The 24,322-nt window shown below is 72.5% G+C and carries 22 protein-coding genes; 13 read left to right on the forward strand and 9 right to left on the reverse strand.

Annotated features, from left to right (window positions below):
• Window positions 1–5 precede the first annotated feature (5 nt).
• The 3 genes from Saso_RS21270 (at window position 6) to Saso_RS21280 (ending at window position 1,631) form a co-directional block, all read left to right on the forward strand.
• Window positions 6–530 (forward strand): GNAT family N-acetyltransferase, encoded by a 525-nt coding sequence (locus Saso_RS21270; protein WP_189925472.1) that lies wholly within the window; start codon window positions 6–8, stop codon window positions 528–530.
• Window positions 531–617: 87 nt separating this feature from the next.
• Window positions 618–938 carry a DUF4229 domain-containing protein gene (locus Saso_RS21275; RefSeq protein WP_189925470.1) on the forward strand — a complete coding sequence of 107 codons (321 nt, stop codon included), beginning with the start codon at window positions 618–620 and terminating at the stop codon, window positions 936–938.
• 48 nt (window positions 939–986) lie between these two features.
• The gene (locus tag Saso_RS21280) at window positions 987–1,631 is read left to right on the forward strand and encodes a TetR/AcrR family transcriptional regulator (RefSeq protein ID WP_189925468.1); all 645 of its coding nucleotides are present in this window, start codon (window positions 987–989) and stop codon (window positions 1,629–1,631) included.
• Between the two features lie 28 nt (window positions 1,632–1,659).
• Here Saso_RS21280 and Saso_RS38345 read toward each other — a convergent pair whose 3' ends face one another.
• From Saso_RS38345 to Saso_RS21295, 3 genes are all read right to left on the reverse strand, one after another.
• Window positions 1,660–3,414, reverse strand: a complete 1,755-nt coding sequence (locus Saso_RS38345) for an eCIS core domain-containing protein (RefSeq protein ID WP_229901430.1) — start codon at window positions 3,412–3,414, stop codon at window positions 1,660–1,662.
• A 106-nt stretch (window positions 3,415–3,520) separates the two neighbouring features.
• A complete protein-coding gene (locus tag Saso_RS21290; protein ID WP_189925466.1) occupies window positions 3,521–4,396 on the reverse strand; it encodes a MaoC family dehydratase in 876 nt (291 codons plus the stop codon).
• Between the two features lie 17 nt (window positions 4,397–4,413).
• Window positions 4,414–5,763: a 3-oxoacyl-ACP reductase gene (locus Saso_RS21295; protein ID WP_189925464.1), complete on the reverse strand. Its 1,350-nt coding sequence runs from the start codon at window positions 5,761–5,763 to the stop codon at window positions 4,414–4,416.
• Between the two features lie 101 nt (window positions 5,764–5,864).
• Between Saso_RS21295 and Saso_RS21300 the strand changes: the two genes are divergently transcribed.
• Together Saso_RS21300 and Saso_RS21305 are read left to right on the forward strand one after the other, a co-directional pair.
• On the forward strand, window positions 5,865–7,223 hold the full coding sequence (locus tag Saso_RS21300) for an acetyl-CoA C-acetyltransferase (RefSeq protein ID WP_229901429.1): 1,359 nt from the start codon (window positions 5,865–5,867) through the stop codon (window positions 7,221–7,223).
• Window positions 7,224–7,433: 210 nt separating this feature from the next.
• Complete coding sequence (locus Saso_RS21305) at window positions 7,434–9,368, forward strand: AMP-dependent synthetase/ligase (RefSeq protein ID WP_189925462.1); 1,935 nt, start codon at window positions 7,434–7,436, stop codon at window positions 9,366–9,368.
• 178 nt (window positions 9,369–9,546) lie between these two features.
• On the opposite strand, the gene Saso_RS21310 is transcribed toward Saso_RS21305, so the two are convergent.
• The 5 genes from Saso_RS21310 to Saso_RS21330 form a co-directional block, all read right to left on the reverse strand.
• Window positions 9,547–9,900, reverse strand: a complete 354-nt coding sequence (locus Saso_RS21310) for an STAS domain-containing protein (protein ID WP_189925460.1) — start codon at window positions 9,898–9,900, stop codon at window positions 9,547–9,549.
• Complete coding sequence (locus Saso_RS21315) at window positions 9,897–11,192, reverse strand: PP2C family protein-serine/threonine phosphatase (RefSeq protein ID WP_189925458.1); 1,296 nt, start codon at window positions 11,190–11,192, stop codon at window positions 9,897–9,899. The genes Saso_RS21310 and Saso_RS21315 overlap by 4 nt, the downstream gene beginning before the upstream one ends.
• Window positions 11,192–11,998, reverse strand: coding sequence for an alpha/beta fold hydrolase (locus Saso_RS21320; protein ID WP_189925456.1), 807 nt, complete (start codon window positions 11,996–11,998; stop codon window positions 11,192–11,194). The genes Saso_RS21315 and Saso_RS21320 overlap by 1 nt, the downstream gene beginning before the upstream one ends.
• A 52-nt stretch (window positions 11,999–12,050) precedes the next feature.
• Window positions 12,051–12,725 (reverse strand): class I SAM-dependent DNA methyltransferase, encoded by a 675-nt coding sequence (locus Saso_RS21325; protein WP_189925454.1) that lies wholly within the window; start codon window positions 12,723–12,725, stop codon window positions 12,051–12,053.
• Window positions 12,726–12,855: 130 nt separating this feature from the next.
• The gene (locus tag Saso_RS21330; RefSeq protein ID WP_003974443.1) at window positions 12,856–13,059 is read right to left on the reverse strand and encodes a cold-shock protein; all 204 of its coding nucleotides are present in this window, start codon (window positions 13,057–13,059) and stop codon (window positions 12,856–12,858) included.
• A 289-nt stretch (window positions 13,060–13,348) separates the two neighbouring features.
• On the opposite strand from Saso_RS21330, the gene Saso_RS21335 reads away from it, so the two are divergent.
• The 5 genes from Saso_RS21335 to Saso_RS21355 all read left to right on the forward strand — a co-directional run bounded on the left by Saso_RS21335 (window position 13,349) and on the right by Saso_RS21355 (window position 18,695).
• The gene (locus Saso_RS21335) at window positions 13,349–14,197 is read left to right on the forward strand and encodes a menaquinone biosynthetic enzyme MqnA/MqnD family protein (RefSeq protein ID WP_189925452.1); all 849 of its coding nucleotides are present in this window, start codon (window positions 13,349–13,351) and stop codon (window positions 14,195–14,197) included.
• Between the two features lie 71 nt (window positions 14,198–14,268).
• A complete protein-coding gene (locus tag Saso_RS21340) occupies window positions 14,269–16,056 on the forward strand; it encodes a serine/threonine-protein kinase (RefSeq protein ID WP_189925450.1) in 1,788 nt (595 codons plus the stop codon).
• Entirely contained in the window at window positions 16,053–16,811 is a 759-nt protein-coding gene (locus Saso_RS21345) for a prepilin peptidase (protein ID WP_229901428.1), read from the forward strand. The genes Saso_RS21340 and Saso_RS21345 overlap by 4 nt, the downstream gene beginning before the upstream one ends.
• 71 nt (window positions 16,812–16,882) lie before the next feature.
• Complete coding sequence (gene mqnC / locus Saso_RS21350) at window positions 16,883–18,082, forward strand: cyclic dehypoxanthinyl futalosine synthase (protein ID WP_189925449.1); 1,200 nt, start codon at window positions 16,883–16,885, stop codon at window positions 18,080–18,082.
• 7 nt (window positions 18,083–18,089) lie between these two features.
• Entirely contained in the window at window positions 18,090–18,695 is a 606-nt protein-coding gene (locus Saso_RS21355; RefSeq protein WP_189925447.1) for an amidohydrolase family protein, read from the forward strand.
• 37 nt (window positions 18,696–18,732) lie between these two features.
• Here the strand turns inward: Saso_RS21355 and Saso_RS21360 are convergent, their stop codons facing one another.
• Window positions 18,733–19,776 (reverse strand): chitinase, encoded by a 1,044-nt coding sequence (locus Saso_RS21360; protein ID WP_189925446.1) that lies wholly within the window; start codon window positions 19,774–19,776, stop codon window positions 18,733–18,735.
• 397 nt (window positions 19,777–20,173) lie between these two features.
• Between Saso_RS21360 and Saso_RS21365 the strand changes: the two genes are divergently transcribed.
• Genes Saso_RS21365 through Saso_RS21375 form a run of 3 tightly spaced genes read left to right on the forward strand, consistent with a single transcriptional unit; the run spans window position 20,174 to window position 24,310 of the window.
• Window positions 20,174–20,494 carry a hypothetical protein gene (locus Saso_RS21365; RefSeq protein WP_307822241.1) on the forward strand — a complete coding sequence of 107 codons (321 nt, stop codon included), beginning with the start codon at window positions 20,174–20,176 and terminating at the stop codon, window positions 20,492–20,494.
• Window positions 20,495–20,513: 19 nt separating this feature from the next.
• The gene (locus Saso_RS21370; protein WP_189925442.1) at window positions 20,514–22,871 is read left to right on the forward strand and encodes a bifunctional polysaccharide deacetylase/glycosyltransferase family 2 protein; all 2,358 of its coding nucleotides are present in this window, start codon (window positions 20,514–20,516) and stop codon (window positions 22,869–22,871) included.
• Window positions 22,868–24,310, forward strand: a complete 1,443-nt coding sequence (locus Saso_RS21375) for an acyltransferase family protein (RefSeq protein ID WP_189925440.1) — start codon at window positions 22,868–22,870, stop codon at window positions 24,308–24,310. The genes Saso_RS21370 and Saso_RS21375 overlap by 4 nt, the downstream gene beginning before the upstream one ends.
• The last annotated feature ends 12 nt before the right edge of the window (window positions 24,311–24,322 follow it).

The raw sequence follows: 24,322 nt of genomic DNA on the forward strand, positions 1-24,322 counted from the left end.
CTTTCGTGGCCCTTACTTTCACTCTCGACCCCGCCGTCACCCCCGCGCTGCGCGACGGCATCCTCGACCTGTGGACGGACGTCTCCAACGCGGGCGGGGCCGTCGGCTTCGTGCCGCCGGTGGAGCGGGAGACCGTACGGCCCGAACTGGTCCGCCACCTCGTCCAGATGGCCGAGGGCCGCACCCGGCTGCTCGTCGGGCACGACCCGGCCGGCGAGGTCGCCGCGACCGCGTTCCTCACCTTCAACACGCACCGGCTCCAGACCCACTGGGTGATGCTGTACACGGTGATGGTGCACCCCCGGCACCAGGGCAAGGGCTACGGCCGCGACCTGCTGGCGGCCGCCGCCGAGCAGGCCCGCACCTTCGACGGCATCGAGGCGATCCGCCTCACCTGCCGCGGCGGGCTCGGCCTGGAGCGCTTCTACGGCTCCTGCGGCTACAAGGAGGTCGGACGGATCCCCGGCGCCATCCGGGTCGCGCCGGGGGACGACCGCGACGACGTCGTCATGCTGCTGCCGCTGGCCTGACACCCGCTCGCACCCCGCTGCAAGATCGGGGTCCCGGCGTGCTTCACTGGATGCTGGCCCCTTTTGGAATCGGAAGAGTGGATTGACATGCTCCGCTACACACTGATGCGCCTCGGTGTCTTCGCCGGCTGCTTCGTGGTCGTCTGGGGCCTCGTCTACTCGGGCGTCGTCCCCCGCGGCCTCGGTGACTCCAACCTGATGTGGATCCTGCTGCTGTCGCTGGTGATCTCCGCGCCGATCAGCTTCGTGGTGCTGCGCAAGGAGCGCGACCGCGCCTCGGTGCAGGTCGTGCAGCGGGTGGACCGGATGAAGGCCAACCTGGACGCCAACCGCTCCCAGGAGGACGCCACCGCCGACGAGGCGGCGCACGCCCAGGGCCAGGCGCAGGGCCAGGCGCAGGCTTCCTGACCCGTATCGCGCGGCGCGGGCCCGGACGGGCCCAACTACGCTGTGTCCATGGGTGCCGTGAAGACCAAGCGGATGCCGCGTGCGGTCCGTGAGCAGCAGATGCTGGACGCCGCCGTGGAGACCTTCGGCCGCCGCGGGTACATGGCCGCGTCGATGGACGAGATCGCCGAACTCGCGGGCGTGTCCAAGCCGTTGGTGTACCTGTACCTGAACTCCAAGGAAGACCTTTTCACCGCCTGCATCCGGCGCGAGGCCAAGGCGCTCGTCGCGGCGGTGCGCACCGGTGTGCGCACCGACCTGCCCGCCGACCGGCAGCTGTGGGACGGCCTGCTGGCGTTCTTCGCGCACACCGCAGAGCATCCCCACGCCTGGTCCGTCCTGCACCTCCAGGCCCGCACCCACGGGGAGCCGTTCGCCGCCGAGGTCGCGGCGATGCGCGAGGAGATCGTCGCGTTCGTCACCCAGCTGATCGTGGTCGCGGCCCGGGAGGCCCACCGCGACCCCGACCTGCCCGAACGCGAGGTCGCCGGACTCGCCGAGGCACTGGTCGGCGCCGCCGAGTCCCTCGCCGCGTGGGCCAACACCGCCGCGGGCACCACCGCCCGCCAGACGGCGACGACCCTGATGAACTTCGCCTGGGCCGGCCTCGGCGACCTCATGGACGGCCGGTCCTGGACCCCGCCGGAGGACTGAGCGCCTCCGGCGGGCCCGGGCGACCGCCTCAGCTCAGGTCCATCGCCTCCGCGGGGATCAGCGCCGGGGCCTGCTCGCTGTCCGAGGCCGAGGTGTCGGACTCGGAGCCGTACCCGGTGTCCACCCGCTCCTGCCCCTCGCAGTCGACCCGGAGGCTGACGTGCGTGCCGCCGCCCTTCTCCGCCGCCGTGTGGATGCGCAGCGCGAGCATGTCGGCGTTCGCGACGGTGTAGTCGGACTCGCCGATGTTGGAGGCCTTGCTCGGCCAGTAGGGGCCGGGACGCTTGGAGTCGTCGCCGACGAAGAGTTCCATGTAGCAGACCATGCAGGGCCGCTTGACCCCGGCGATCGCGGTGACGCTGCCCTCCGGGGCGCTCTCCACGATGCGGCGCTCGGCGTGCAGACCGTCGTTGGCGGCGTCCTCCTGCTTCGCGGGCACGTTCACCGAGCCGCCCAGCGCCTGGAGAACCGTGCCGTAGGCCTCCATGCCCGCCCGGTCGGCCAGCAGACGTGAGGCCACCTTCTGGGCGTGCCGTTGCTCGCGCGCTGTACGGCTGGAGAGGTTCGGCTCGCCGGCTTCCAGGACCGCGGCGAGGAACGCCTTGGCGTTGTCCTTGCCCTCGTACAGGTCGGAAAGGGCCTTGTTGGCGCCGTCCTTGTTCGACGAGATGTACAGCTGGTACCTCATGGCGGCGCCCGCGTCCGGCCCGTCCTGCTGGACCCCGCTCACGCCCGCCTGCACCTCCTCGGGCTGCTTGCGCAGGTCGTTGAGGTAGGCGAAGGTGACGGTGGAGATCCAGCGCAGGGCCTGTTCGGCGCGCTCCGTGGCGTAGGAGCGCTTCGTGCTGATGTTGTCGGTGCCGTGGTACATCGCGCTCAGCGCGGCGCCCTTGAGTCCCTCGCTCATCGCGTGCGCGGGGGCGTTCGCCGAGGCGACGGGGAAGTGCACGGTCTTGTTCTGCTGACCGCCGTACTCCTTCCAGCCGTGGTTCTGCACCAGCGCCTTGGTGATCGCCTGCGCCACGGTCGCCTTCTTGCCGCTCCGGCCGGCCTTGGACTTGGTCGCCTCCTTGGGCATCCGCTGCACGTTCTGCCGCTCACCGGTCCCGGCCGCCGCCCGCTGGACCGGGGCCCCGCGGCCCGCCGAGCCGGGCAGCGAGAGGTCGGGGGCCGAACCCTGCGCCACCAGGCGGCCGTTGGAGGCCGACTGACGCTCGAAGGAGTCGCCGGGGCTGGACACCTTCACGCCCGAGCCGTTGTCGGTGCCCGCCACCGGACCCTGCGACTGCTGCCGCACGTGGTCGAGTTCGTGGAACATCGTCTCGTCGTCCACCCGGGACGAGCCCAGCACGATGTGGTGGCCGATGGTCATGGCGTGCGCGTTGAAGTCGGCGCTCGCGCGCTGGGCGGTCGCGTCGTTGTGCACCCGCACATGGCCGAGCGGCATCCCGTAGGCCTGCTCGGCCTTGGCCTGGATGCGCGGGTCCAGGCTGCTGCCGCCGGAGCCGGTCACCTCGGTCAGCGACACCCGGCGCTGCACCGCGTCCTGCTCCGTGTCCGCGGCCCGCGCGTCCCGCTGGACCGACCGGTCCGCGTGGCCGCAGCCGGGGCCGTGTTCGTGCCGCTGTTCCTCGATGGCTCGCGTCACCGCCGCGTTGCCCGCCGAGCGCTGGAGGGCGAGCAGCCCCGCCGCCGGCCCCGGGAGCGGCGACCGTGTCGGCCCCTTTCCGGCTTTGGGCCGGCGGATACCGCCCAGGTCGTTCTCCTGGTCCTGCGCGCGCATGGACGCTCCTCTCAGCGACGGATCCATGTGAACCCACCACTGTGCTCGACCGGACGCGACCGGGGTAAGGGCCTGGAGGGCAGTGTCGGGGGCCGATCGTGCAGGATCACCGGGGCCGCCCGCCCGGGAGCGGATCCACCCGGCCGCTCACATGGACCCGGGCCGCGCCGCCCGTCCCGCGCAGCTCGAAGCGCGCGCCGTCCGCCGCGAAGGCCACCGTCCCCGGCAGCAGGACCGGTGCCCGGAACTCCGCGTGGATCCGTACCGCCTGGGGCGTGCCGTGGGCCGCGAGACAGCGGGCCACGGTCCACATGCCGTGGGCGATGGCCCGGGGGAACCCGAAGAGGCGGGCGGTGAGCGGGTGGAGGTGGATGGGGTTGCGGTCGCCCGACGCGGCGCCGTAGCGCCGTCCGACGTCCGCGGCGAGCCGCCACTCGTCGAGCACGGGAAGCGGACACGGGTCCGGCGCCGCCGGCGCGCTGCCGGGCTCCGGGTCGCCAGGGGCGGGCTCGGTGCGGTGCCGGGAGAGATAGGTGCTCGTCGACTCCCACACGAGCGCGCCGCCGTCCCGCAGCTCCGTGACGACGACCGCCTCGGTCCCGCGCCGGTGCGGTGCCAACCGGTCGACGAACACCGTGAGTTCGTAGGTCCCGGAGGCCGCCAGGGCGGTGTGCCGGGTGATGTCGATCGACGTGTGGACGAGACCGAGCAGCGGGAGGGGGAAGCCTCGGCCGCTCATGATCCGCATGGCCAGCGGGAAGCCCAGGACATGGGGATAGGTGAGCGGCAGGGAGTCCTCGCCGGTCGGGAAGCCGCACACCCGCTCGTAGGCGGCCAGCCGGTCCACGTCCACCCGCAGGCCGGGCAGGACGAGCCGGTCACCGGCGCCCGCGAACCGCACCCCCGGCCGGGGCCGCCGCAGCGGTGAGCGCAGCGCGCCGAGGGCGAGCCGCACGCCGAGGGCGGGGGGTCCGGACAGCATGATCACGACGCCGCTCACTACGCCCCCAGCAGACTCTGGCCGCACACCCGCACGACCTGGCCGTTCACCGCGCCGGACGCCGGATGGGCGAGCCAGGCGGTCGTCTCGGCCACGTCGACGGGCAGGCCGCCTTGCGCGAGGGAGTTCATCCGGCGGCCCGCCTCCCGGATGAACAGGGGCACCGCGGCGGTCATCCTCGTCTCGATGAAGCCCGGCGCCACCGCGTTCACCGTGACCCCGTGCCCGGCGAGGGCGCGCGGTGCGAGGGACCTGACCAGTCCGGCGACGCCCGCCTTGCTCGCGCCGTAGTTGGTCTGCCCCGCGTTGCCCGCGAGTCCGGCGATGGAGGCGGTGGCCACGATCCGGCCTCCCGGTCGCAGGACGCCCTTGGCGAGCAGCGCGTCCGTGGTCCGCAGCACGCTCGCCAGATTGACGTCGAGGACCGAACTCCAGCGTTCGGCAGGCATGTTGGCCAGCCGCCGGTCGCGGGTGATGCCCGCGTTGTGGATCAGCACGTCCAGTCCGCCGGGCAGCCCGGCGGCGATCCGCTCGCCCGCGTCGGCGGCGGTGATGTCGAGGGTCAGGGCGTTGCCGCCCAGCCGCGCGGCGACCCGGCGGGCGTCCTCCTCGGCCTGCGGTACGTCGAGGACGACGACATGGGCGCCGTCCCGGGCGAGCGTCTCGGCGACGGCCTCGCCGATACCGCGGGCGCCGCCGGTGACGAGCGCCGTGCGGCCGGCGAGGGGGAGCGACGGGCCGTCGGGCCCCTGGTCGTCCCCGGGCCCGGTTCCCCCGGCCCCGGCGGCCCCCACGGTGATCACCTGGCCGCTGACGTAGGCCGACTTGGGGGAGAGGAGGAAGAGCAGGGTGGACCCGGCGGCCCGGGCGTCGGTCAGCCGGACGAGGTTCACCGTCCTGCCCCGCCCGATCTCCTTGCCCAGGGACCGCACGAACCCCTCCAGGGCCTGTTGCGCGGCGGCCTGGTGGTGGTCCGAGGCGTCCAGGGGGGCGCCCAGCACGACGATCCGCCCGCCGGCCGCCACCGACCGCACGACCGGGTGCAGCGCCGAGTGCACCCCGGCGAGCGCGTCGACGTCACGGACACCGGTGGCGTCGAGGACGACGGCGGCCGGGGATCCCGTCGGCGCCGCCGGTCCTTCGGGTCCGGTGGGCAGGCCGGTGCGGGCCAGGACCGGCGCGAGGTCGAGCGCCGACGGGCCGCCTGCCGTCAGGTGCAGCAAGTGGCCTTCCAGGGTGGGGTGTTCGGGCGTCCAGCGCCTGAGCGCCGCCGGTTGCGGGAGTCCGAGCCGCCGGGTGAGGAGGCGGCCTGGCGCGGTGGCGGTGAAGCTCAGATAGCGGTCGGCCATGATGATCTCCCACGGGCTCGGCGCACACGTCGTACCGGGTGCTTACTCTGAAGTAAGGTTACCGTGGGTAAGTCTAGGTCACGGGTGAGGAGCAGGTCGAGATGAGTACCTCGGAGCCGTCACGGACGAGCCGGCGCACCAGCCATCTGAAAGTCGCGGGGAGCGCGGCGCCGCAGCCCCGCCCGGAACTGCCCCGCGTGCGCCGCGTGGCGATCGTCGCGGGCACCCGGATCCCCTTCGCCCGTTCCGACGGTCCCTACGCCACCGCCTCCAACCAGGAGATGCTGACGGCGGCCGTGAACGGGCTCGTGAACCGTTACGCGCTCGACGTGCCCGGCGTCGTGGGCGAGTTCGTCGCCGGAGCCGTCCTCAAGCACAGCCGTGACTTCAACCTCGCCCGGGAGACCGTCCTCGGTTCCCGGCTCGACGCCCGCACCCCCGCCTACGACATACAGCAGGCCTGCGGCACGGGTCTCCAGGCCGTCGTCGCCGCGGCCAACAAGATCGCCCTCGGTCAGACCGAGTCCGCGATCGCGGGCGGCGCCGACACCGCGAGCGACGCCCCGCTCGGCGTCAACGACCGTCTGCGCAGGATCCTGCTGGAGGCCCGCCGGGCGAAGTCCACGGGCGCCCGCCTCGGCGCCCTCGCACGGATCCGCCCCTCCCATCTGATCCCGGAGATCCCGCGCAACGCCGAGCCGCGCACCGGTCTGTCCATGGGCGAGCACGCGGCGGTCACCGCCCGCGCCTGGGGCGTCGGCCGCGCGGACCAGGACGAACTGGCGGCCACGAGCCATCAGCGCCTCGCGGCCGCGTACGAGCGCGGCTTCTTCGGCGACCTGGTCGTCCCGTTCCGCGGACTGGACCGCGACCAGAACCTGCGCCCGGACTCCACGGTGGAGAAACTGGCCGCGCTCAGGCCCGTGTTCGGCACCGACGGCCCCGAACCGACCATGACGGCGGGCAATTCGACACCGCTCACCGACGGGGCGGCGGTGGTGCTCCTCGCCTCCGAGGAGTGGGCCGAGGCGCGGGGCCTGGAACCGCTCGCCTACCTGACGGCGTACGAGACGGCGGCCGTGGACTTCGTGCGCGGCGATGTGGCGGGCGGCGAGGACGGGTTGCTGATGGCGCCCGCGTACGCCGTCCCGCGGATGCTGGAGCGGGCCGGTCTGGGCATCGAGGACTTCGACCTGGTCGAGGTCCACGAGGCCTTCGCCTCCCAGGTGCTGGCGACCCTGGCGGCCTGGGAGAAGAGAGGGCTTGCGCCGGTGGACCGCGACCGGCTGAACGTGGCGGGCTCCTCCCTCGCCACCGGCCACCCCTTCGCCGCGACCGGCGCCCGTATCGTGGCCACCCTGGCCAAGCTGCTCGCCGAACGGGAGGGCCCCGCGCGCGGGTTGATCTCGATCTGCGCGGCGGGCGGGCAGGGCGTGACCGCGATCCTCGAACGAACCTGAAGATTCCTCATATAACCCCCGAGATTGCACATCCCCAGCCCCGGAACATTCCCGAACACGCACAAGCCCCACACGTGCGCGCCGTACGATCCCCTACCTAACCGGCGGTAACCCCTGTCTTCGGGGGCATCCCGGTTGAACGCCTCGGTGCGCGAGGCACGTACGTCATGCAGCAAGCAGTTTCGTCGCTGCACGCCCAGGGAGCCGCCCGTGTCCACGCCGTCGTATCCAGATGCCGGTCCGGCGTACGCCGACCCGGACGCTCCCCCCGCCCTGGTGGAACCCGAGACACGACGGCTGGACGGCGCGGTACGGGAGGCCTCCGTACCGGCGTTCGCGCGGCCGGTCACCTACGGCTCGCTCGCCGACCTGCCCTACGACAACGCGGCCGCCGACCCCGGTGCGGTGGTCCTCAGCCGCAAGGGCCCGGACGGCGAGTGGACGGACATCACGGCCGAACGCTTCGCCGCCCAGGTCCACGCGGTGGCCAAGGGACTGATCGCGGAAGGGCTCGTCCCCGGCGACCGGCTCGCCATCATGGCCCGCACGACCTACGAATGGACGCTCCTCGACTTCGCGGCCTGGGCGGCCGGCCTGGTCACCGTGCCGATCTACCCGACCTCCTCCGTCTTCCAGACCCGCTGGATCCTGCACGACTCGGGCGCGGTCGCCCTGGTCACCGAGGCCACCGCCCAGGCCGCGACCCTCGGCCCCGAACTCGACCGGCTGCCCGACCTGCGGCACCTGTGGGTCATGGACAAGGGGCACGTGGACCGGCTCATCGAGGCGGGCGAGCACGTCCCGGACGCCGAGGTGGAGATCCGCCGGGGGATGCTGGTCCCCGACACGCTCGCCACCCTCATCTACACCTCCGGCACCACGGGCCGCCCCAAGGGATGCGCGCTCACCCACGGCAACTTCTTCGCCGAGGTCGACAACGCGATCGAACTCCTCTACCCGGTCTTCAAGTCGGAGGGCGAGGACCTCTCGGTCCTGCTCTTCCTGCCCATGTCCCACGTCTTCGGCCGGATGGTCGCCATCGCCTGCGTCCGCGCGCGCGTCCGCCTCGGCCACGCCCCGAGCCTCAAGGCCGACGAACTTCTCCCGGACCTGGCGGCCTTCAGACCCACCTGTCTGCTGGCCATCCCGTACATGCTGGAGAAGATCTTCAACACCGCCCGGGCGAAGGCGGAGGCGAGCGGCAAGCTCTCCTCCTTCGACCGGGCGGCCGGCGTCGCGCGCCGCTACGGCGAGGCGGTGGAGGCGCACAAGACCGGCACCGGATCAGGCCCGGCGGCCACCCTGCGCGCGGCCCGCGCCCTCTACGACCCGCTCGTGTACCGCCGGATCCGCGGCGCCATGGGCGGCCGCGTCCGGCACGCCATCTGCGGCGGCTCCCCCCTGGGCCGCCGCCTCTCCGCCTTCTACCTCGGCGCGGGCATCGAGATCTACGAGGGCTACGGCCTGACCGAGACGACGGGCGCGTCCACGGTCACCCCGCCGCTCAAGCCCCGGCTGGGCACCGTCGGCTGGCCCCTGCCCGGCACGAAGATCCGCATCGCCGCCGACGGCGAGATCCTGATCGCCGGCGAACACGTCCTGAGGGGTTACTGGGACCCGGCGGCGGGAGGAGTCGTCCCCGCCGCCCCCGACGGCTGGCTGCCCACCGGCGACCTCGGCGAACTGGACGACGAGGGCTACCTCACGATCACCGGCCGCAAGAAGGAAATGATCATCACGGCGGGCGGCAAGAGCGTCGCCCCCGCCCCGCTGGAGAACTGGCTGCGCTCCCACCCCCTGATCTCCCAGGCCATGGTCCTCGGCGACGGCCGCCCCTACGTCTCCGTCCTGCTCACCCTCGACCCGGACGGCCTCACCCACTGGCGCCAGATGAACGGCAAGCACCCGGTCCCGGCGGAACTGCTCGTCGACGACCCCGAACTGCACGCCGTGCTCCAGCGCGCGATCGACGAGGCCAACAAACTGGTGTCCCGCCCGGAGTCGATCCGCCGCTTCGCCGTCCTGCCGACCGATTTCTCCGAACTCACCGGCCACCTCACCCCGTCGATGAAACTCCGCCGGGAGGTCGTTCTGCGGGACTTCGCGGACCAGGTGGAAGGGCTGTACGCGCACGAGACCCGATGACGGCGGCCGCCGCGCGAACGGCTCGCGCGGCGGCCCCCGGACGGGGAACATACGGCTCGTGAACGGCATCGAGTTCTACGACCACTACTACACGGACCCGTCCGTGCTCCCGAACTCCTGTCCGGCGCTCCTGTGGCTGCCGCCGTGCCGGTGTCCGGCCCGCGGGCCGGGGCCGTCGTCAGCGGCTCGGCCGGCCGTCCCGGAGGGCGCTGTCGCTGTCGGGGTGCAGGGGGAAGATCTGGTCCAGGCCGACGATGCGCAGGATGCGCAGGGTGTTCGCCGGGACCCCGGCGAGGGCGATGTCGGCCTGGGCGGCGTGTGCGTGCTGGTGGGTGGCGATCAGCGCGGTGATGCCGCTGGAGTCGCAGAACTCCATGCCGCTCAGGTCCAGGACGAGGCGCTGGCCCGGCCGCAGGGCGATCGTGGGCAGCAGTTCGCGCAGCCGGTCGGCGTGGCCGTAGTCGAGGTCGCCGAGGATCTCGAGGACGGGGCCGGCCGGGGTGTCCCGGGTGGTGATGCCGAGGGTGTTCACGGGGTGCCCTCCGCGGCCTGGCCGGCGGGGACCCCGAGGGCGAGCAGGGCGGTGTCGTCGTCGAGGCCGTCGCCGAAGCCGGCCAGCAGTCCGGTCAGGGCGGTGACGACGTCCCGGGGGCTCCGACCGGCGTGCCGGGTGACGAACTCCCGCAGGGCCTCGTCCCCGTAGAGGCTGTCGCGGTCCGCGCCGGTGCGGGCCTCGGTGAGGCCGTCGGTGTAGAGCAGCAGCGTGTCCCCGGGAGCGAGGACGGTGGTCGCGCCGACGAAGCGCGCCTCGGGCAGCACCCCGACGAGCAGACCGCCCGGCGTGGGCAGGAAGTCGGCCGTGCCGCCGGCCCGCAGGACGAGGGCCGGCGGGTGGCCGCCCGAGGCGATCCGGACGGCCGTCTGCCCGGTGCCGGGGTCGGGTTCGAGGACGCCGAAGACGGCCGTGCAGTAGCGCGGGTCGCCGCCGCCGGAGTAGCGCTCGTGCAGCACCTTGTTGAGGGTCGACAGGGCGGCGACCGGGTCGGGGTCGTGCAGTGCGGCGGCCCGCAGGGTGTAGCGGGTCAGCGAGGTGACGGCGGCGGCCTGCGGCCCCTTGCCGCACACGTCGCCGAGGAAGAAGGCGAAGCGTTTGCCGTCGACGGGGAAGACGTCGTAGAAGTCGCCGCCGAGCCGGTCGGGGGAGGCCGCGTGGTAGTAGGCGGCCGTCTCCACGCCGGGTACCGGCGGCAGGTCGGCGGGCAGCAGCGACTGCTGGAGGACGGCCAGCGCCTCCTGGAGCCTGGCGCGGTCGGCCTCGGCCCGGCGGCGGGCCTCCTCGGCCTCCTTGCGGCCGCGCAGCAGCTCCGCCTCGTAGGCCCGGCGGTCGCGGGCGTCGAAGACGGTGGTGCGGATCAGCAGCGGCTCGCCGGTGTCGCCGTGCTTGACCACGGAGGAGACCAGCACGGGTATCCGGTCACCGCCGGTCTGCCTCATCTCCAGGGCGACGCCGCCGATCCGGCCCTGCATCCGCAGCAGCGGCGCGAAGTGCGTCTCGTGGTAGAGCTTGCCGCCCACGGTCAGCAGGTCGGTGAAGCGCAGCTGCCCGACCACCGCCTCCCGCTCCAGGCCGAGCCAGTTCAGCAGCGTTTCGTTGATCTTCGCGATGGTGCCGTCCATCAGCGTGGACAGGTATCCGCAGGGCGCGCTCTCGTACAGGTCCTCGGCGCTGTCCTCCAGCAGCGCGGCGAACGCGGCGTCCGAGGTCCTGCGGCCGTCGGCGTCCCCCGGATCGCCCGGTCCGGGCTGCTGCCCGGTGCGGCTCATCACCGCAGGCCTGCCAGGAAGCCGGTGATCGCCGCGTTGGTGGCCTCGGGCGCGGACAGGTGCGGGCAGTGCCCGGTGGCGTCGAGGGTGATCAGGGTCGAACCGGGGACCGCCCCGTGGACGAAGGCGCCGACCTCCCGGGGCGCGATGGCGTCCTGGGTGCACTCCAGCACCAGCGTCGGCACGTCCACCCGCTTCAGGTCGTCCCTGGAGTCCGACAGGAAGGTGGCCCGGGCGAAGACCCGCGCCATCTCCGGGTCGGTGGCGCAGAAGCTGTTCGTCAGCTCGGCGCCGAGTTCGGGGCGCTCGGGGTTTCCCATGATCATCGGAGCCATCGCCGCCGACCAGCCGAGGTAGTTGGACTCCAGGGAGTCCAGCAGCTCGTCGATGTCCTGTGCACTGAATCCACCCCGGTAGCCCTCGTCGTCGATGTAACGCGGTGAGGGGGCCACCATCACGAGGGCCCCGATGCGCTCCGGAGCCCGGCCGAGGGCCAGCACCCCGATCATCGCGCTCACCGAGTGCCCCACGAAGACCGCGTCACGCAGGTCGGCCGCCTCGCAGATCTCCACCACGTCGCGGGCGTAGCCCTCGAGGGAGGCGTAGCGCCGCGCCGAGAAGGCGGACGGGTCCGAGCGGCCGGAGCCGACGTAGTCGAACATCACCACGCGGTGGCCCGCGGCGACCAGGGCGGGCGCCGTGAGCCGCCACATGTTCTGGTCACAGCCGAACCCGTGCGCCAGCACCACCGTCCGCCCGCCCGGATCGCCGGTGACGGTGACGTTGTTCCTGCGAGCGATGTCCATGCCCCCCATCCTCGCAAACTCCCCGGCCGGTACCCCTCGCACGTGGTGCGCCCTAGGCGTGCGGCCTCGCCGGCCTGCGGGCGATCAGCAGGGCCTGCGGAACCGCCTCGCCGCCTTCGGTGTCCGGCTCCCGCACGGTGCGCGAGACCATCGCGAAGCCCGCCGCCGTCAGCAGCGCGGCCATCCGCTCCGGGCGCCGGCGTTCGAAGTCGATGGCGACCGGACGGCCCCAGGGGCGGTCGTAGTGCCGCGGCTCGTCGCCGACCTGGAAGCCGAGGAGGAGATGACCGCCGGGTGCGAGGACCCGGTAGAACTCGGTGAAGAGGGCGGGCAGCTCCTCCACGGGGGTGTGGATGGAGGAGTAGTACGAGACGACTCCCGCCAGGGCGCCGTCGGGCAGGTCCAGGTCGAGCATGGAGCCCTGGGCGAACGGGATCCCCGGGTTCTCGCGCCGGGCGATCGCCAGCATCGACTCCGACAGGTCGACCCCGGACATCTCCAGGCCCAGCGCGGCGAGGAACCCCGTCGTGCGGCCGGGACCGCAGCCGAGGTCGGCGACCCGGCCGCCGGGCCCGACGAGTTCGGCGTAGGCCGTGAGGACCGCCCGGTCCAGCGGCTTCGCGGTGATCCCGTCGCGGAACTGCTCGGCGTAGTCCTCGGCGACGGCGTCGTAGAAGGTGCGGGTGGCGGTGACGAAACCGGGGGTGGTGTCCGTGGTGTCGGTCATGGGCGGGGACCCTAGCGGTGCCCACCGACAGGCCGGCCGTGCCCGGCGGACCCAAGGCAGGAGCCCCGTGCCGTACGGCACGGGGCTCCTTGGGTACTGCTCTCAGACTTGCGATCTCAGGGTGTGGAGATCAGACGGGGGTGACGTTCTCCGCCTGGGGACCCTTCGGGCCCTGCGTCACGTCGAAGGAGACCTGCTGGTTCTCCTCGAGCGAGCGGAAACCCTGCGCGTTGATCGCGGAGTAGTGGACGAAGACGTCGGGGCCGCCGCCTTCCTGGGCGATGAAGCCAAAGCCCTTTTCGGCGTTGAACCACTTCACGGTTCCGGTAGCCATAAGCCCTCCTTGGGCCCAAAGGGTTGCCCTGCTCCAGAACCCTGCAAGCGTGAAAGCAAGTGCCGCACAACTGCATACGTCTGAAAACGACGAGAGCCCGCGGTTACATGCTCCGCAGGCTCTGTACTGCAAGGGAAACCAAACTGCAACTTGCGGGCGAGCCTAGCATGCGGGCAGCCGAAAGCAACAGAGGTCAAGATCACGTCACCCGGATGTTTGAAGATCGGTGGAAGGTCTTGACCGAGGGGGTGGAGTGCCCACCGTATCCGATGGGGTCTAGCCTCGCGATGTGGACAATTCTCGCACCCGGCCGCGCGTCGGCCACATCCAGTTCCTCAACTGCCTGCCCCTCTACTGGGGGCTCGCGAGAACCGGCACCCTCCTCGACTTCGAGCTGACGAAGGACACCCCGGAGAAGCTCAGCGAGCGGCTGGTCCGGGGCGAGCTCGACATCGGGCCGGTCACCCTCGTCGAGTTCCTCAAGAACGCCGACGACCTGGTCGCCTTCCCCGACATCGCCGTCGGCTGCGACGGCCCGGTGATGTCCTGCGTGATCGTCTCCCAGGTCCCGCTGGAGGAGCTGGACGGCGCCAGGGTCGCCCTCGGCTCGACCTCCCGGACCTCCGTGCGCCTGGCCCAGCTGCTGCTGGCCGACCGCTTCGGCGTCCGCCCCGACTACTACACCTGCCCGCCCGACCTGAGCCTGATGATGCAGGAGGCCGAGGCGGCCGTCCTCATCGGCGACGCCGCGCTGCGGGCCAACCTGCTGGACGGGCCCAGGTTCGGTCTCCAGGTGCACGACCTCGGGGCGCTCTGGAAGGAGTGGACCGGCCTGCCGTTCGTCTTCGCCGTGTGGGCGGCGCGCCGCGACTACCTGGAGCGCGAGCCGGTCATCACCCGCAAGGTCCACGAGGCCTTCATCGAGTCCCGCAACCTCTCCCTGGAAGAGGTCGCCAAGGTCGCCGAGCAGGCGGCCCGCTGGGAGGAGTTCGACGAGCGGGTGCTGGAGCAGTACTTCACCACCCTCGACTTCCGCTTCGGCGGACCCCAGCTGGCGGCCGTGACCGAGTTCGCCCGCCGTGTCGGTCCCACCACCGGCTTCCCGGCGGACGTCAGAGTCGAGCTGCTCACCCCTTAGCAACGGCACTACGCTGCTGCCGAGTCCAACGGGGCCCCGCCGGGCGCCTTTCGGGGGAAGGGTGGACGTCCATGCAGCCGCTCGGAGTCGACGAACCGACGACCGTCGGGCCCTACCGGCTGCTCGGCCGGCTCGGCTCCGGCGGGATGGGCCGCGTCTACCTGGGACGCAGCGCCGGCGGCCGCACGGTCGCCGTCAAGATCGTGCACCCGCACCTCGCGCTCGACGAGGAGTTCCGGGCCCGCTTCCGGCGCGAGGTCGAGGCCGCGCGGCGGGTCGGCGGCGCGTGGACCGCGCCGGTGCTGGACGCCGACCCGGAGGCGGCGGTGCCCTGGGTCGCCACGGGCTACGCGGCGGGTCCGTCGCTGGCCGCGGCCGTCTCCTCCGGCGGACCGCTGCCCGAGCCTTCCGTACGGGCGCTGGGCGCGGGCCTCGCCGAGGCGCTGGCGACCGTGCACGGACTGGGCCTCGTGCACCGGGACGTGAAGCCCTCCAACGTCCTGCTGACCGTGGACGGCCCGCTGCTGATCGACTTCGGTATCGCCCGGGCGACCGACGGCACCGCCTCGCTCACCTCCACCGGCGTCTCGGTCGGCTCGCCCGGCTACATGGCCCCCGAGCAGATCCTCGGCAGGGGCGCCTCCGGCGCGGCCGACGTGTTCTCCCTCGGCGCGGTCCTGGCCTTCGCGGCGACCGGGCGGCCGCCGTTCCCCGGGGACTCCTCGGCCGCCCTCCTCTACAAGGTCGTCCACGAACAGCCGGAGCTGGGCGATCCGGACGGCGCGCTCCGGGGCGACCTGCGGGCGGTGACCGAGGCCTGCCTCGCCAAGGACCCGGCCGCCCGGCCGGCCCCCGCCGAGGTGGCCCGGCGGCTCGCCCCGGGGGGAGCCGCCCGGCTGGTCGCGGGCGGCTGGCTGCCGGGTGCGCTGGTGGAGCAGCTGGGGCGCAGCGCCGTACAGCTGCTGAACCTGGAGGGGACGGGTGCCGGGCCGGCCGCGGAGCCGGTGGCGTCCGGTCCGGTGGGCTTCAGCAGTGCCGCCGTGACGGCGGGCGGACCCGCGGCGCGCCCGGGAGAGTTCGGGCCGCCGCCGGTGATGGACGGGAGCCCGGCGACCGCCGCGGGTACCGGACCGGCAGAGGCCGGCGGTGCGCCTACGCCGGCGGACCGGCCGGGCCACGTCCCCGGACCGAGGGACGCCGGACCGGCGGCGCCCGACCGGCCGGGCAAGGTCTCCGTCACCGTGGCGGCCGCCGCCGCCCCCGGCGAGGGCGGCCGGGGGCGGCGGCTGAGCTGCACCGTGGCGCTCGCGGTCGCGGGCGCGCTGGCGGCGGTCACGGTCGGCTCGGTGCTGGTGTTCCAGCTGCTGCCGGGCGACGGCGAGCGCCAGGACGCCGCGGGCAGCGACGCCCGCTCCTCCGCCCCGGCGGACGGGTCGCGTTCCGGCCCGGCCGCCTCGGCCCCGGCGAGCGCGACCACTCCCGGCCCCGCCTCCCCGACGGCGTCCACCGCGCTCCCCGCCCGCTACGTCGGCACCTGGGAGGGCGAGGGCAGCGGCCTCGGCGGCACGCTGCCGATGGGCACGTTCCGGGTGACGGTCCGGCAGGCGGACGTGGGCGACGAACTCGGCGAACTGCGCCAGACCGACGTGCTCGGCGGGATCTGCGTCGACGTCCTGACACTGAAGCAGGTGACGCCGGACGCGGTGGTCGCCACCTCGGTCGGGGCGAAGAGCAATCACTCCGGCTGCAACCCGCAGGCCCACACGATCCGGCTCACCCCGGCCGGCGACGACCTGACGTACACCTCGGACAGCGCGGCGGAGGGCAATCCGGTGGCCCGGATGTCGAAGGTCCGGTGACCGCGCTCCTCGCCGACCTGGCACCGGCCGTCCTCGCCGCGCTGTGGGGCGCCCTGGCGGGGGCGCTGCTGCCGCGGGCCGTCCACCGCTTCTGCGTGCCGTGGGAGGAGAGGGACGACGGCTGGCGGACGCACTGCCCGGCCGGGCATCCGCTCCGCGGGTGGCTCGGGCGGGCGAGGTGCCCGCGGTGCGCCGGGGCGGGCGCCCCCTCCTACGGGCCGGGCGCCCCGCGTCTCGCCGTCCTCACCGCCGCCGTGTGCGTCGCGCTCGCCGCCGCCACCGGGGTGCGGCCCGAACTCGCCGTCTGGCTGCTGCTCGCACCGGCCGGGGTGCTGCTGAGCGCCGTCGATCTGAGGGTGCGCAGGCTGCCGGATCCGCTCACCCTCCCGCTCGCGGCAGCCGCCCTGCTCCTGCTGGCCGGGGCCGCGCTGCTGCCCGAGCACGCGGGCGACTTCACGACGGCCCTGCTGGGCGCGCTCGCCCTCGGCGCCGGCTATCTCGTGCTGCACCTGCTCAACCCCGGCGGAATGGCGTTCGGCGACGTGAAGCTGGCGCTCCCGGCGGGCGCCGTCCTCGGCTGGTACGGCTGGCCGACGCTCATGCTGGGCACGTTCGCCGCGTTCCTGCTCGGCGCGCTGTACGGCGGCGCCCTGGCCGTCGCGGGAAGGGCGGGCCGCAAGACCGTCGTCGCGTTCGGGCCGTTCATGCTCGCCGGGACCCTCGCCGGGCTGCTGATCGGCGCGTACGCGGCCTGACGTCCGGGTGCCGGGACGGCTGGCGTAGGCTGGTTCGGCCCGCCCCCCACCCCTGACGAAGGGACGCTCCGGTGCCCGAGAAGGCCGACCTCCAGTCCGTGCTCGACCGCGCCGCGGCCGGCGGGCGGATCACCCCCGAAGAGGCCCTCGACCTCTACCGCGACGCGCCCCTGCACGCGCTCGGCGCCGCCGCCGACGCGGTCCGCCGCCGGCTGTACGCGGGGACCGAACACATCGCCACGTACATCATCGAGCGGAACATCAACTACACGAACGTGTGCGTCACGGCGTGCAAGTTCTGCGCCTTCTACGCGGCTCCGAAGGACACCGCCAAGGGCTGGACGCGCGATCTCGACGACATCCTGCGGCGGTGCGCCGAGACCGTCGAGCTCGGCGGCACGCAGATCATGTTCCAGGGCGGGCACCACCCGGACTACGGCGTGGAGTACTACGAGAAGCACTTCGCGGCCATCAAGGGGGCGTTCCCCCAGCTGGTCATCCACTCGCTGGGCGCGTCCGAGGTCGAGCACATGGCGCGGATCTCGAAGGTGACGGTCGAGGAGGCCATCACCCGGATCCACGCCGCCGGGCTCGATTCCTTCGCCGGCGCGGGCGCCGAGCTGCTCCCCGCGCGTCCGCGCAAGGCCATCGCCCCGCTCAAGGAGTCCGGCGAGCGCTGGCTGGAGATCATGGAGATCGCGCACGGCCTGGGCGTCGAGTCCACGTCCACGATGCTGATGGGCACCGGCGAGACCAACGCCGAGCGCATCGAGCACCTGCGGATGATCCGTGACGTGCAGGACCGGACGGGCGGCTTCCGGGCCTTCATCCCGTACACGTACCAGCCCGAGAACAACCACCTCAAGGGCCGTACGCAGGCGACCCTCTTCGAGTACCTGCGGATGATCGCGATCGCCCGGCTGTTCCTCGACAACGTCCGCCACATCCAGGGCTCCTGGCTGACGACGGGCAAGGAGGTCGGCCAGCTGTCCCTGCACTACGGCGCTGACGACCTCGGCTCGATCATGCTGGAGGAGAACGTCGTCTCCTCGGCCGGTGCCAAGCACCGCTCCAACCGCCTGGAGATCATCGACCTGATCCGCAAGGCGGGCCGCGTCCCGGCCCAGCGCGCCACGACGTACGAGCACCTCCTCGTGCACGACGACCCGGCGAACGACCCGGTGGACGAGCGGGTCATGTCCCACATCTCGTCGACCGCGATCGCCGGCGGCACCGCCCACCCCGAGCTGAAGCTCCTGGCCTCCAACTAGCCCGCGCATGCTGACGATCCACGCGGACTCCAGGGGCCGGGCGCTCGCCGTCCGCGGCGCGTGGATCGCCGGTGCCGCACCCCTCGACGACCTCGTCGCCGCGCATCCGGCGGCGCGGGTGCGTCGGTGGCCCGGCATCCTGACGCCCGGTCTGGTCAACCCGCACGGCACGGAGTTGCTGGAGGAGGCCTACCACCCCGACCCGCGCGAGGCCGGCGAACTGGGCACCGAACCGCTGACCGGAGCGGCACTCGCGGCGCTGGCCCCGGACGAAGCCCGCTGGGGTGCGAGCGCCCGGCGCGGGGTGCAGCGCATGCTGGCCCACGGCACGGTCGCGGTGGCCTGCGAGGAACTGCGCCGGCGCGCGGTGCGGGACGCGTTGGCCCGCTCCGGTCCGGCGGTCGTCGGGCGGCTCGGCAGACCCGGCGGGGTGCCCTCGCTGGACCCGTACGCGTGCGGCCTCCCGGTGGAGTTCGCCCCGCCCAGGAAGCAGGGCTCCGCCGCCCGCTTCGCCGTCTTCGACGTACCCGACGAGACGGCCCTGGCCGAACGGGGCGCCGCGACCTGCGTGGCCACGGTGATCGAGGGCCGCCTGGTATACCGGAGGCGATGAACCGCCGCTGCCCCGGCCTCCCGCGACCTGCCCCGTGCTACTGGGAGAACGCCTCGGCGAACGCGCCCGCGCTCTGCTCGACCCCGCTGCAATTGGTCAGCGCGTCGTCCGAGGCGGTGCCGTCCTCGCACGCGCGGTCCCGGAACGTCGACCACATGGACACCCAGGAGATGCCCTTCTGCTCGGCGAAGGCCCGCACCTGCGCCGCGTCCGAGAGCGAGAACGTCTCGTGGGCGACGTCGTTGGTGCCGATCATCGAGGTCAGCGCCATCCCCTTCCACGCGCCGGCGTCCGTCGTCCCGAAGACCTTCTTGAGCTGCGCCTGCGCGGCCGTCGCCGAGGTGATCGCGTATCCGCCCATGTCCCCGGCGTAGGACTCGCCGTAGTTCATCGTCATGAGGTTGACGGTGGAGACCTGGACGTCGTACTTGTTCGCGGACGCCAGCAGCGCCAGGCCGTCGGAGTCCAGGCCCGAGGGCATCACCGGCAGGGTGAAGGAGACCTCGAGGTCCGGGCGTTCCTCCTGGAGCGCGGCGATGGCCTGTGAACGCAGGGCCACCGAGGCGGAGTCGGTCAGTTCGTCGCCCTCGATGTCGAAGTCGGCCTGGCTGGAACCCACCGCGTCGAGCGCCTCCCCGTACGCCTTCGCGAGGTCCGAGGCGCTGTCGCAGGTGGCCGCCAGTTCCTTGCCCGAGGCACCGCCGAAGGAGACGCGCGCGGTGGCGCCCGACGAGGTCAGCGCCGCGACACGGGACTTCACCGCGGCGTCGCCGACGGCGTTCGTGCCGTTCCACTCCGGTGTGCAGTCGCTGTCGCCGGAGATGACGAACGCCAGGTTGTACGTCGTCGGCGACCCTGCGGAGTCGTTGGCGTCGGCCTCCACCGCGCTCACGTACGGCGCGTAGGAGGTGCCGCTGCCGGACCCACTCGGGCTCGCCGAGGGGGAGGGGCTCCCGTCCGCCCGTTCGCCCGCCGCCGACGGGGCCGCGTCCGACGTGCCGCCGGGGTCCGCGGAGCATCCCGTCACGGCCAGGGCGAACAGGCAGGCGAACCCGGCCGTCGGCATCAGGAAACTCCTCATTGCGTATGCACCCGCTTTCGTGATTTCTGTCTCAGCGCGGAAACAGAACGCGTTTCTGGAATGGAAATGTCTCACACGGGGGCGGATCGCGCCGGAACAGTGGACACACGGGCGGTCCATGGAGGTAAGTGCGCAAAAGGTGATATCCGCGCGCCCAAAAGGGACAATCGACCCTCCCATGTCGACCGGGAACCGCGCAGGGGATTGAGGGATCTCTCAGGGAAGAGACAGGTTCAGGTGTTTCTCACGGGTCGCTCACAAGCGGCGCAGAGTTTATGCCATATAAAGGCTCTCTAATATCCGTGGAATGCAATCCGAGCCTGCCATCGAAAGCCGTGCCGCCGCTCGCGGCAGCCGTCGCAGCCGCAAACGTGACGACGCCTCTGCCGAGGGGCCCGTGTTCGTTGACAACTCCGGACGCAGGTCCAAGGTGCTGCGCCGGATCGGTCTCCTCATGGGGGTCGGCTGTCTCGTGTACGCCGTCGTCCTCGGCGCCGCCTTCATGGGCTGGGGCACCTCCCTGGCCCCGTCCTCCCTGCTGCCGTTCGGCAACGGGGGCCCGCGCGGCACCGAGAACTCCGGCCCCGGTGGCTACCAGCCGCAGGGCGGTCTCGGCACCCCGCCCTCCCGGCCCACCGGCACCCCGCCCTCGGGCGTCGCCACCGGCGAGCCGCCGAGCTCCGCCCCGACCGCGACCGCCTCCGCGGCCGCCAACTGACCGGAGCGCAGCCACTGCCATGACGAGCACCCGTACCTCCCGCGGCCGCCGCCGCGCCCCGACCCGTATGTCGCGCGCCGCGGGCCGGGCCGCGGCGCTCCAGAAGCCGCGTGTCATCCTCGCCCTGCTGCTCCTGCTCGCGCTGACCAGCGTGATGCTCCTCGACGGCTATCTGCGCGCCGAGGTCGGCGGCGACCAGCGGGTGCGCACCGGGGCCAGCGCCGGCAAGGTGCCCGAGAAGATCCTGGACGGCGGCCCGATCCTGACCTTCCAGGGCGGCCGGGCCACCACCGTCTCGGTGCCCGACAAGACGATCGCGCTGACCTTCGACGACGGCCCGAACCCGACCTGGACGCCCCAGGTGCTGGAGATCCTCCGCAAGTACGACGTGCCGGGCACGTTCTTCCTGGTCGGCTCGATGGTCTCGCGCTACCCGGGCATCGTGCGGGACATGGTCGAGGAGGGCAACGAGGTGGGCATCCACACCTTCACCCACGTCGACCTCTCCTACCAGTCCGACGCCCGCGTCGACCGTGAGATGGAGCAGACGCAGCTCGCCCTCGCGGGCGCGGCCGGCATCACGACGACGCTCTTCCGCGCCCCGTACTCCTCCGAGACGGACGCCATCGACAACTACAGCTGGCCCGTCTACGAGAAGCTCGGTGAGGACGGATACACCAGCGTCTTCGTCGACACCGACAGCGACGACTGGAAGAAGCCCGGCGTCTCGAAGATCATCAAGTGGGCCACGCCGGAGGACGGCAAGGGCGCGTCGGTGCTCTTCCACGACGCGGGCGGCGAGCGCTCGCAGACGATCAAGGCGCTGCCGGCGTACATCAAGAAGATGAAGGCCGCGGGCTACACCTTCACCACCATCAGCGGTGTGATGCAGGAGCAGAACGCCGCCGCCCGCCAGGCCTCCGCCACGGCCGGGGCCGCCGCGGGCACCGCGACGGCCGGCGCGCAGGGAACGGCCGGCGAGCAGCCCGGCACCCTGCCCGGCGGCGAGAGCGAGAGCGGGATCGGCAACGGAGGCAACGGCGGGACGGGCGGGACCGCCGACCGTCTCCAGGCGGCCCACCGTGAGGCCACCGGCGTGACCCTCTACGAGGGCAAGGCCCTCATCGCGGCGGTCACCCTCGCCGAGTGGACCGTCCCGACCCTCTCCGTGGGACTGATGATCGTCGGCGTGGCGGTCATGGGCCGGTTCGGGATGATGCTGATCCTTGCCCGCCGCCACTACAGAAAGCGCAACAAGCGCCGCTTCAGCTGGGGGCCCACCGTCACCCGGCCGGTCAGCGTGATCGTCCCGGCGTACAACGAGAAGGAGTGCATCGCCAACACCCTCGAATCGCTGGCCAAGAGCACCCATCCGATCGAGATCATCGTCGTGGACGACGGTTCGGACGACAACACGTCCGAGATCTCGCGCGAGGCGGCAAGAGCCCTCGGCATGACGAACGTCCGCGTCATCCGGCAGGAGAACGCCGGCAAGCCGGCCGCCCTCAACAACGGTGTCCGCAGCGCCAGTTACGACATCGTCGTGATGATGGACGGCGATACCGTCTTCGAGCCCGACGCCGTGCACCAGCTCGTGCAGCCCTTCGCCGACCCGGGCGTCGGCGCGGTCGCGGGCAACGCCAAGGTCGGCAACCGCGACACGATCATCGGCGCCTGGCAGCACATCGAGTACGTGATGGGCTTCAACCTCGACCGCCGCATGTACGACCTGCTGCGCTGCATGCCGACCATCCCGGGGGCGATCGGCGCGTTCCGGCGCGACGCCGTGCTCGAGGTCGGCGGCATGAGCGAGGACACCCTCGCCGAGGACACCGACATCACCATCGCCATGCACCGCGCGGGCCGGCAGGTCGTCTACCAGGAGCACGCCAAGGCCTGGACCGAGGCCCCCGGCTCCCTGAAGCAGCTGTGGTCCCAGCGCTACCGCTGGTCCTACGGCACCATGCAGGCGCTGTGGAAGCACCGCAAGTCCCTGACGGACAAGGGGCCTTCGGGCCGCTTCGGCCGCGTGGGCATGCCGCTCGTGGTGCTCTTCCAGATCATCACGCCCGTCTTCGCCCCGCTGATCGACGTGTTCACCGTCTACTCGATGATCTTCGTCGACTTCCAGGCGGCCCTGCTGGCCTGGCTGGCGGTGCTCGGCGTCCAACTGGGCTGCGCGGCCTACGCCTTCCGGCTGGACCGGGAGAAGTACCGCTACCTGCTGATGATGCCGCTCCAGCAGCTCGCCTACCGCCAGATGATGTACCTGGTCCTCATCCACTCCTGCATCACCGCCCTCACCGGCGGCCGCCTGCGCTGGCAGAAACTGAAGCGCACCGGCGAGGTCGGCACCCCGGCCGGGGTGAGCCGATGAGCTGGGAGCAACAGGGCCACGGCCCCGGCCAGGGCCAGGGGTACGGCCACGAGTACGGGCGGCCGTCGCCGTACCCGTACGGGCACGACGGGCACGACGGGTACGCCCAGCAGCCGTACCCGCAGCAGCCGATCTGGCCGGAGTACGCGGAGCCCGCGCAGTACGCGGAGCCCGTGCGGAACACGGAGTACGTGCAGCACACGGAGTACGCGCAGTACGGGCAGGGTGTCGCCGTCGACGGGACGGCGCCCCTGCCGGCGGTGGACGCGAACCCGTATCCGGACCCGGAGCCCTGTCCGGACCCGGACCCGGAGCCGGGTGCGGAGCCCGCCCGGGGGGCCGGGGTTCCGGTGTCCGTCACCGAGGCGGTGACGGAGGAGACCCCGCCCCCGGCGGAGCCCGCCGCTCCCCAGCGCGACCGCTACTTCGACACGCTCCGGGCCCTCGCGCTCATCCGCGTCGTGGCCTACCACACCTTCGGCTGGGCCTGGGCGGGCATGGTCTTCCCCTCCATGGGGATCATGTTCGGCCTGGCCGGCACCCTCATGGCGAAGTCACTGGAGCGCCCGGCGCCGAAGGTGGTGCGCAGCCGCCTGCGCCGGCTCCTTCCCCCCTTCTGGTTCTGGGGCGTCTTCGTCGTCCTGGCGATGCTGGTCCACGGCTGGATGCCTGGCTGGGAGATCGTCTACTGGGTGGTGCCGCTCGGCGACCCGCCGGGGAACGCCTGGGGCGAGCAGGCCTGGGAGATCCTCTGGTACCTGCGGACCTACCTCTGGTTCGTCCTGCTCTCCCCGCTGCTGCTCCGGCTGTTCCGGCTCGCCCCCGTCCCGGTGCTGGCGCTCTCCCTCGCGCCGGTCCTCGTACTGACCTTCGTCTGGGCCGGCCCGGACAACCGCGTGGGCGCCGCGCTCTGGGACCTGTCGACGTACCTGTTCTGCTGGCTGCTCGGCTTCGCCCACCGCGACGGTGTCCTCCAGCGGATGAAACCGGCCCTGGTGATCGTGGTCTCGCTGGCGGCGATCGGGTTCGGCGGCTGGTACGCCTTCACGCACCAGGCCGAGTTCGGCACCTACGACCTCGACGAGGACCCCCTCGCGCAGGCCTTCTGGTCGGCGGGCTTCGTCATGCTGCTGATGTGGGCCAAGGCGTACTTCGGGATCGACTTCGCCTGGCTGACGCGCCTGCGGCGCACGAACCGGATCGTCACCGTCTTCAACGCGCGCGCGGTCACGATCTACCTCTGGCACGAGATCGCCCTGATCCTGGCCGTGCCGCTGATCGACCGGTTCTGGGACGTCCCGGCGTTCGAGACGTACCTGCCGCTGGACAGCCAGTGGTTCATGTTCGGCGTGGGCTGGCTGCTGATCGCGCTGTTCGTGCTGGTCTGCGGGTGGGTCGAGGACGTCGCGGCACGGAAGAAACCGAGGCTCCTGCCGTGAGCCGGTGAGGGC

The organism is Streptomyces asoensis (genome assembly GCF_016860545.1).
Lineage (GTDB): Bacteria > Actinomycetota > Actinomycetes > Streptomycetales > Streptomycetaceae > Streptomyces > Streptomyces asoensis.

Coding starts and splice junctions, on each gene's coding strand:
- Saso_RS21275 (WP_189925470.1), top strand. CDS start 618: ATGCTCCGCTACACACTGATGCGCCTCGGTGTCTTCGCCGGCTGCTTC.
- Saso_RS21280 (WP_189925468.1), top strand. CDS start 987: ATGGGTGCCGTGAAGACCAAGCGGATGCCGCGTGCGGTCCGTGAGCAG.
- Saso_RS38345 (WP_229901430.1), bottom strand. CDS start 3,414: ATGCGCGCGCAGGACCAGGAGAACGACCTGGGCGGTATCCGCCGGCCC.
- Saso_RS21290 (WP_189925466.1), bottom strand. CDS start 4,396: ATGCTGTCCGGACCCCCCGCCCTCGGCGTGCGGCTCGCCCTCGGCGCG.
- Saso_RS21295 (WP_189925464.1), bottom strand. CDS start 5,763: ATGGCCGACCGCTATCTGAGCTTCACCGCCACCGCGCCAGGCCGCCTC.
- Saso_RS21300 (WP_229901429.1), top strand. CDS start 5,865: ATGAGTACCTCGGAGCCGTCACGGACGAGCCGGCGCACCAGCCATCTG.
- Saso_RS21315 (WP_189925458.1), bottom strand. CDS start 11,192: ATGAGCCGCACCGGGCAGCAGCCCGGACCGGGCGATCCGGGGGACGCC.
- Saso_RS21320 (WP_189925456.1), bottom strand. CDS start 11,998: ATGGACATCGCTCGCAGGAACAACGTCACCGTCACCGGCGATCCGGGC.
- Saso_RS21325 (WP_189925454.1), bottom strand. CDS start 12,725: ATGACCGACACCACGGACACCACCCCCGGTTTCGTCACCGCCACCCGC.
- Saso_RS21330 (WP_003974443.1), bottom strand. CDS start 13,059: ATGGCTACCGGAACCGTGAAGTGGTTCAACGCCGAAAAGGGCTTTGGC.
- Saso_RS21340 (WP_189925450.1), top strand. CDS start 14,269: ATGCAGCCGCTCGGAGTCGACGAACCGACGACCGTCGGGCCCTACCGG.
- Saso_RS21355 (WP_189925447.1), top strand. CDS start 18,090: ATGCTGACGATCCACGCGGACTCCAGGGGCCGGGCGCTCGCCGTCCGC.
- Saso_RS21360 (WP_189925446.1), bottom strand. CDS start 19,776: ATGAGGAGTTTCCTGATGCCGACGGCCGGGTTCGCCTGCCTGTTCGCC.
- Saso_RS21370 (WP_189925442.1), top strand. CDS start 20,514: ATGACGAGCACCCGTACCTCCCGCGGCCGCCGCCGCGCCCCGACCCGT.
- Saso_RS21375 (WP_189925440.1), top strand. CDS start 22,868: ATGAGCTGGGAGCAACAGGGCCACGGCCCCGGCCAGGGCCAGGGGTAC.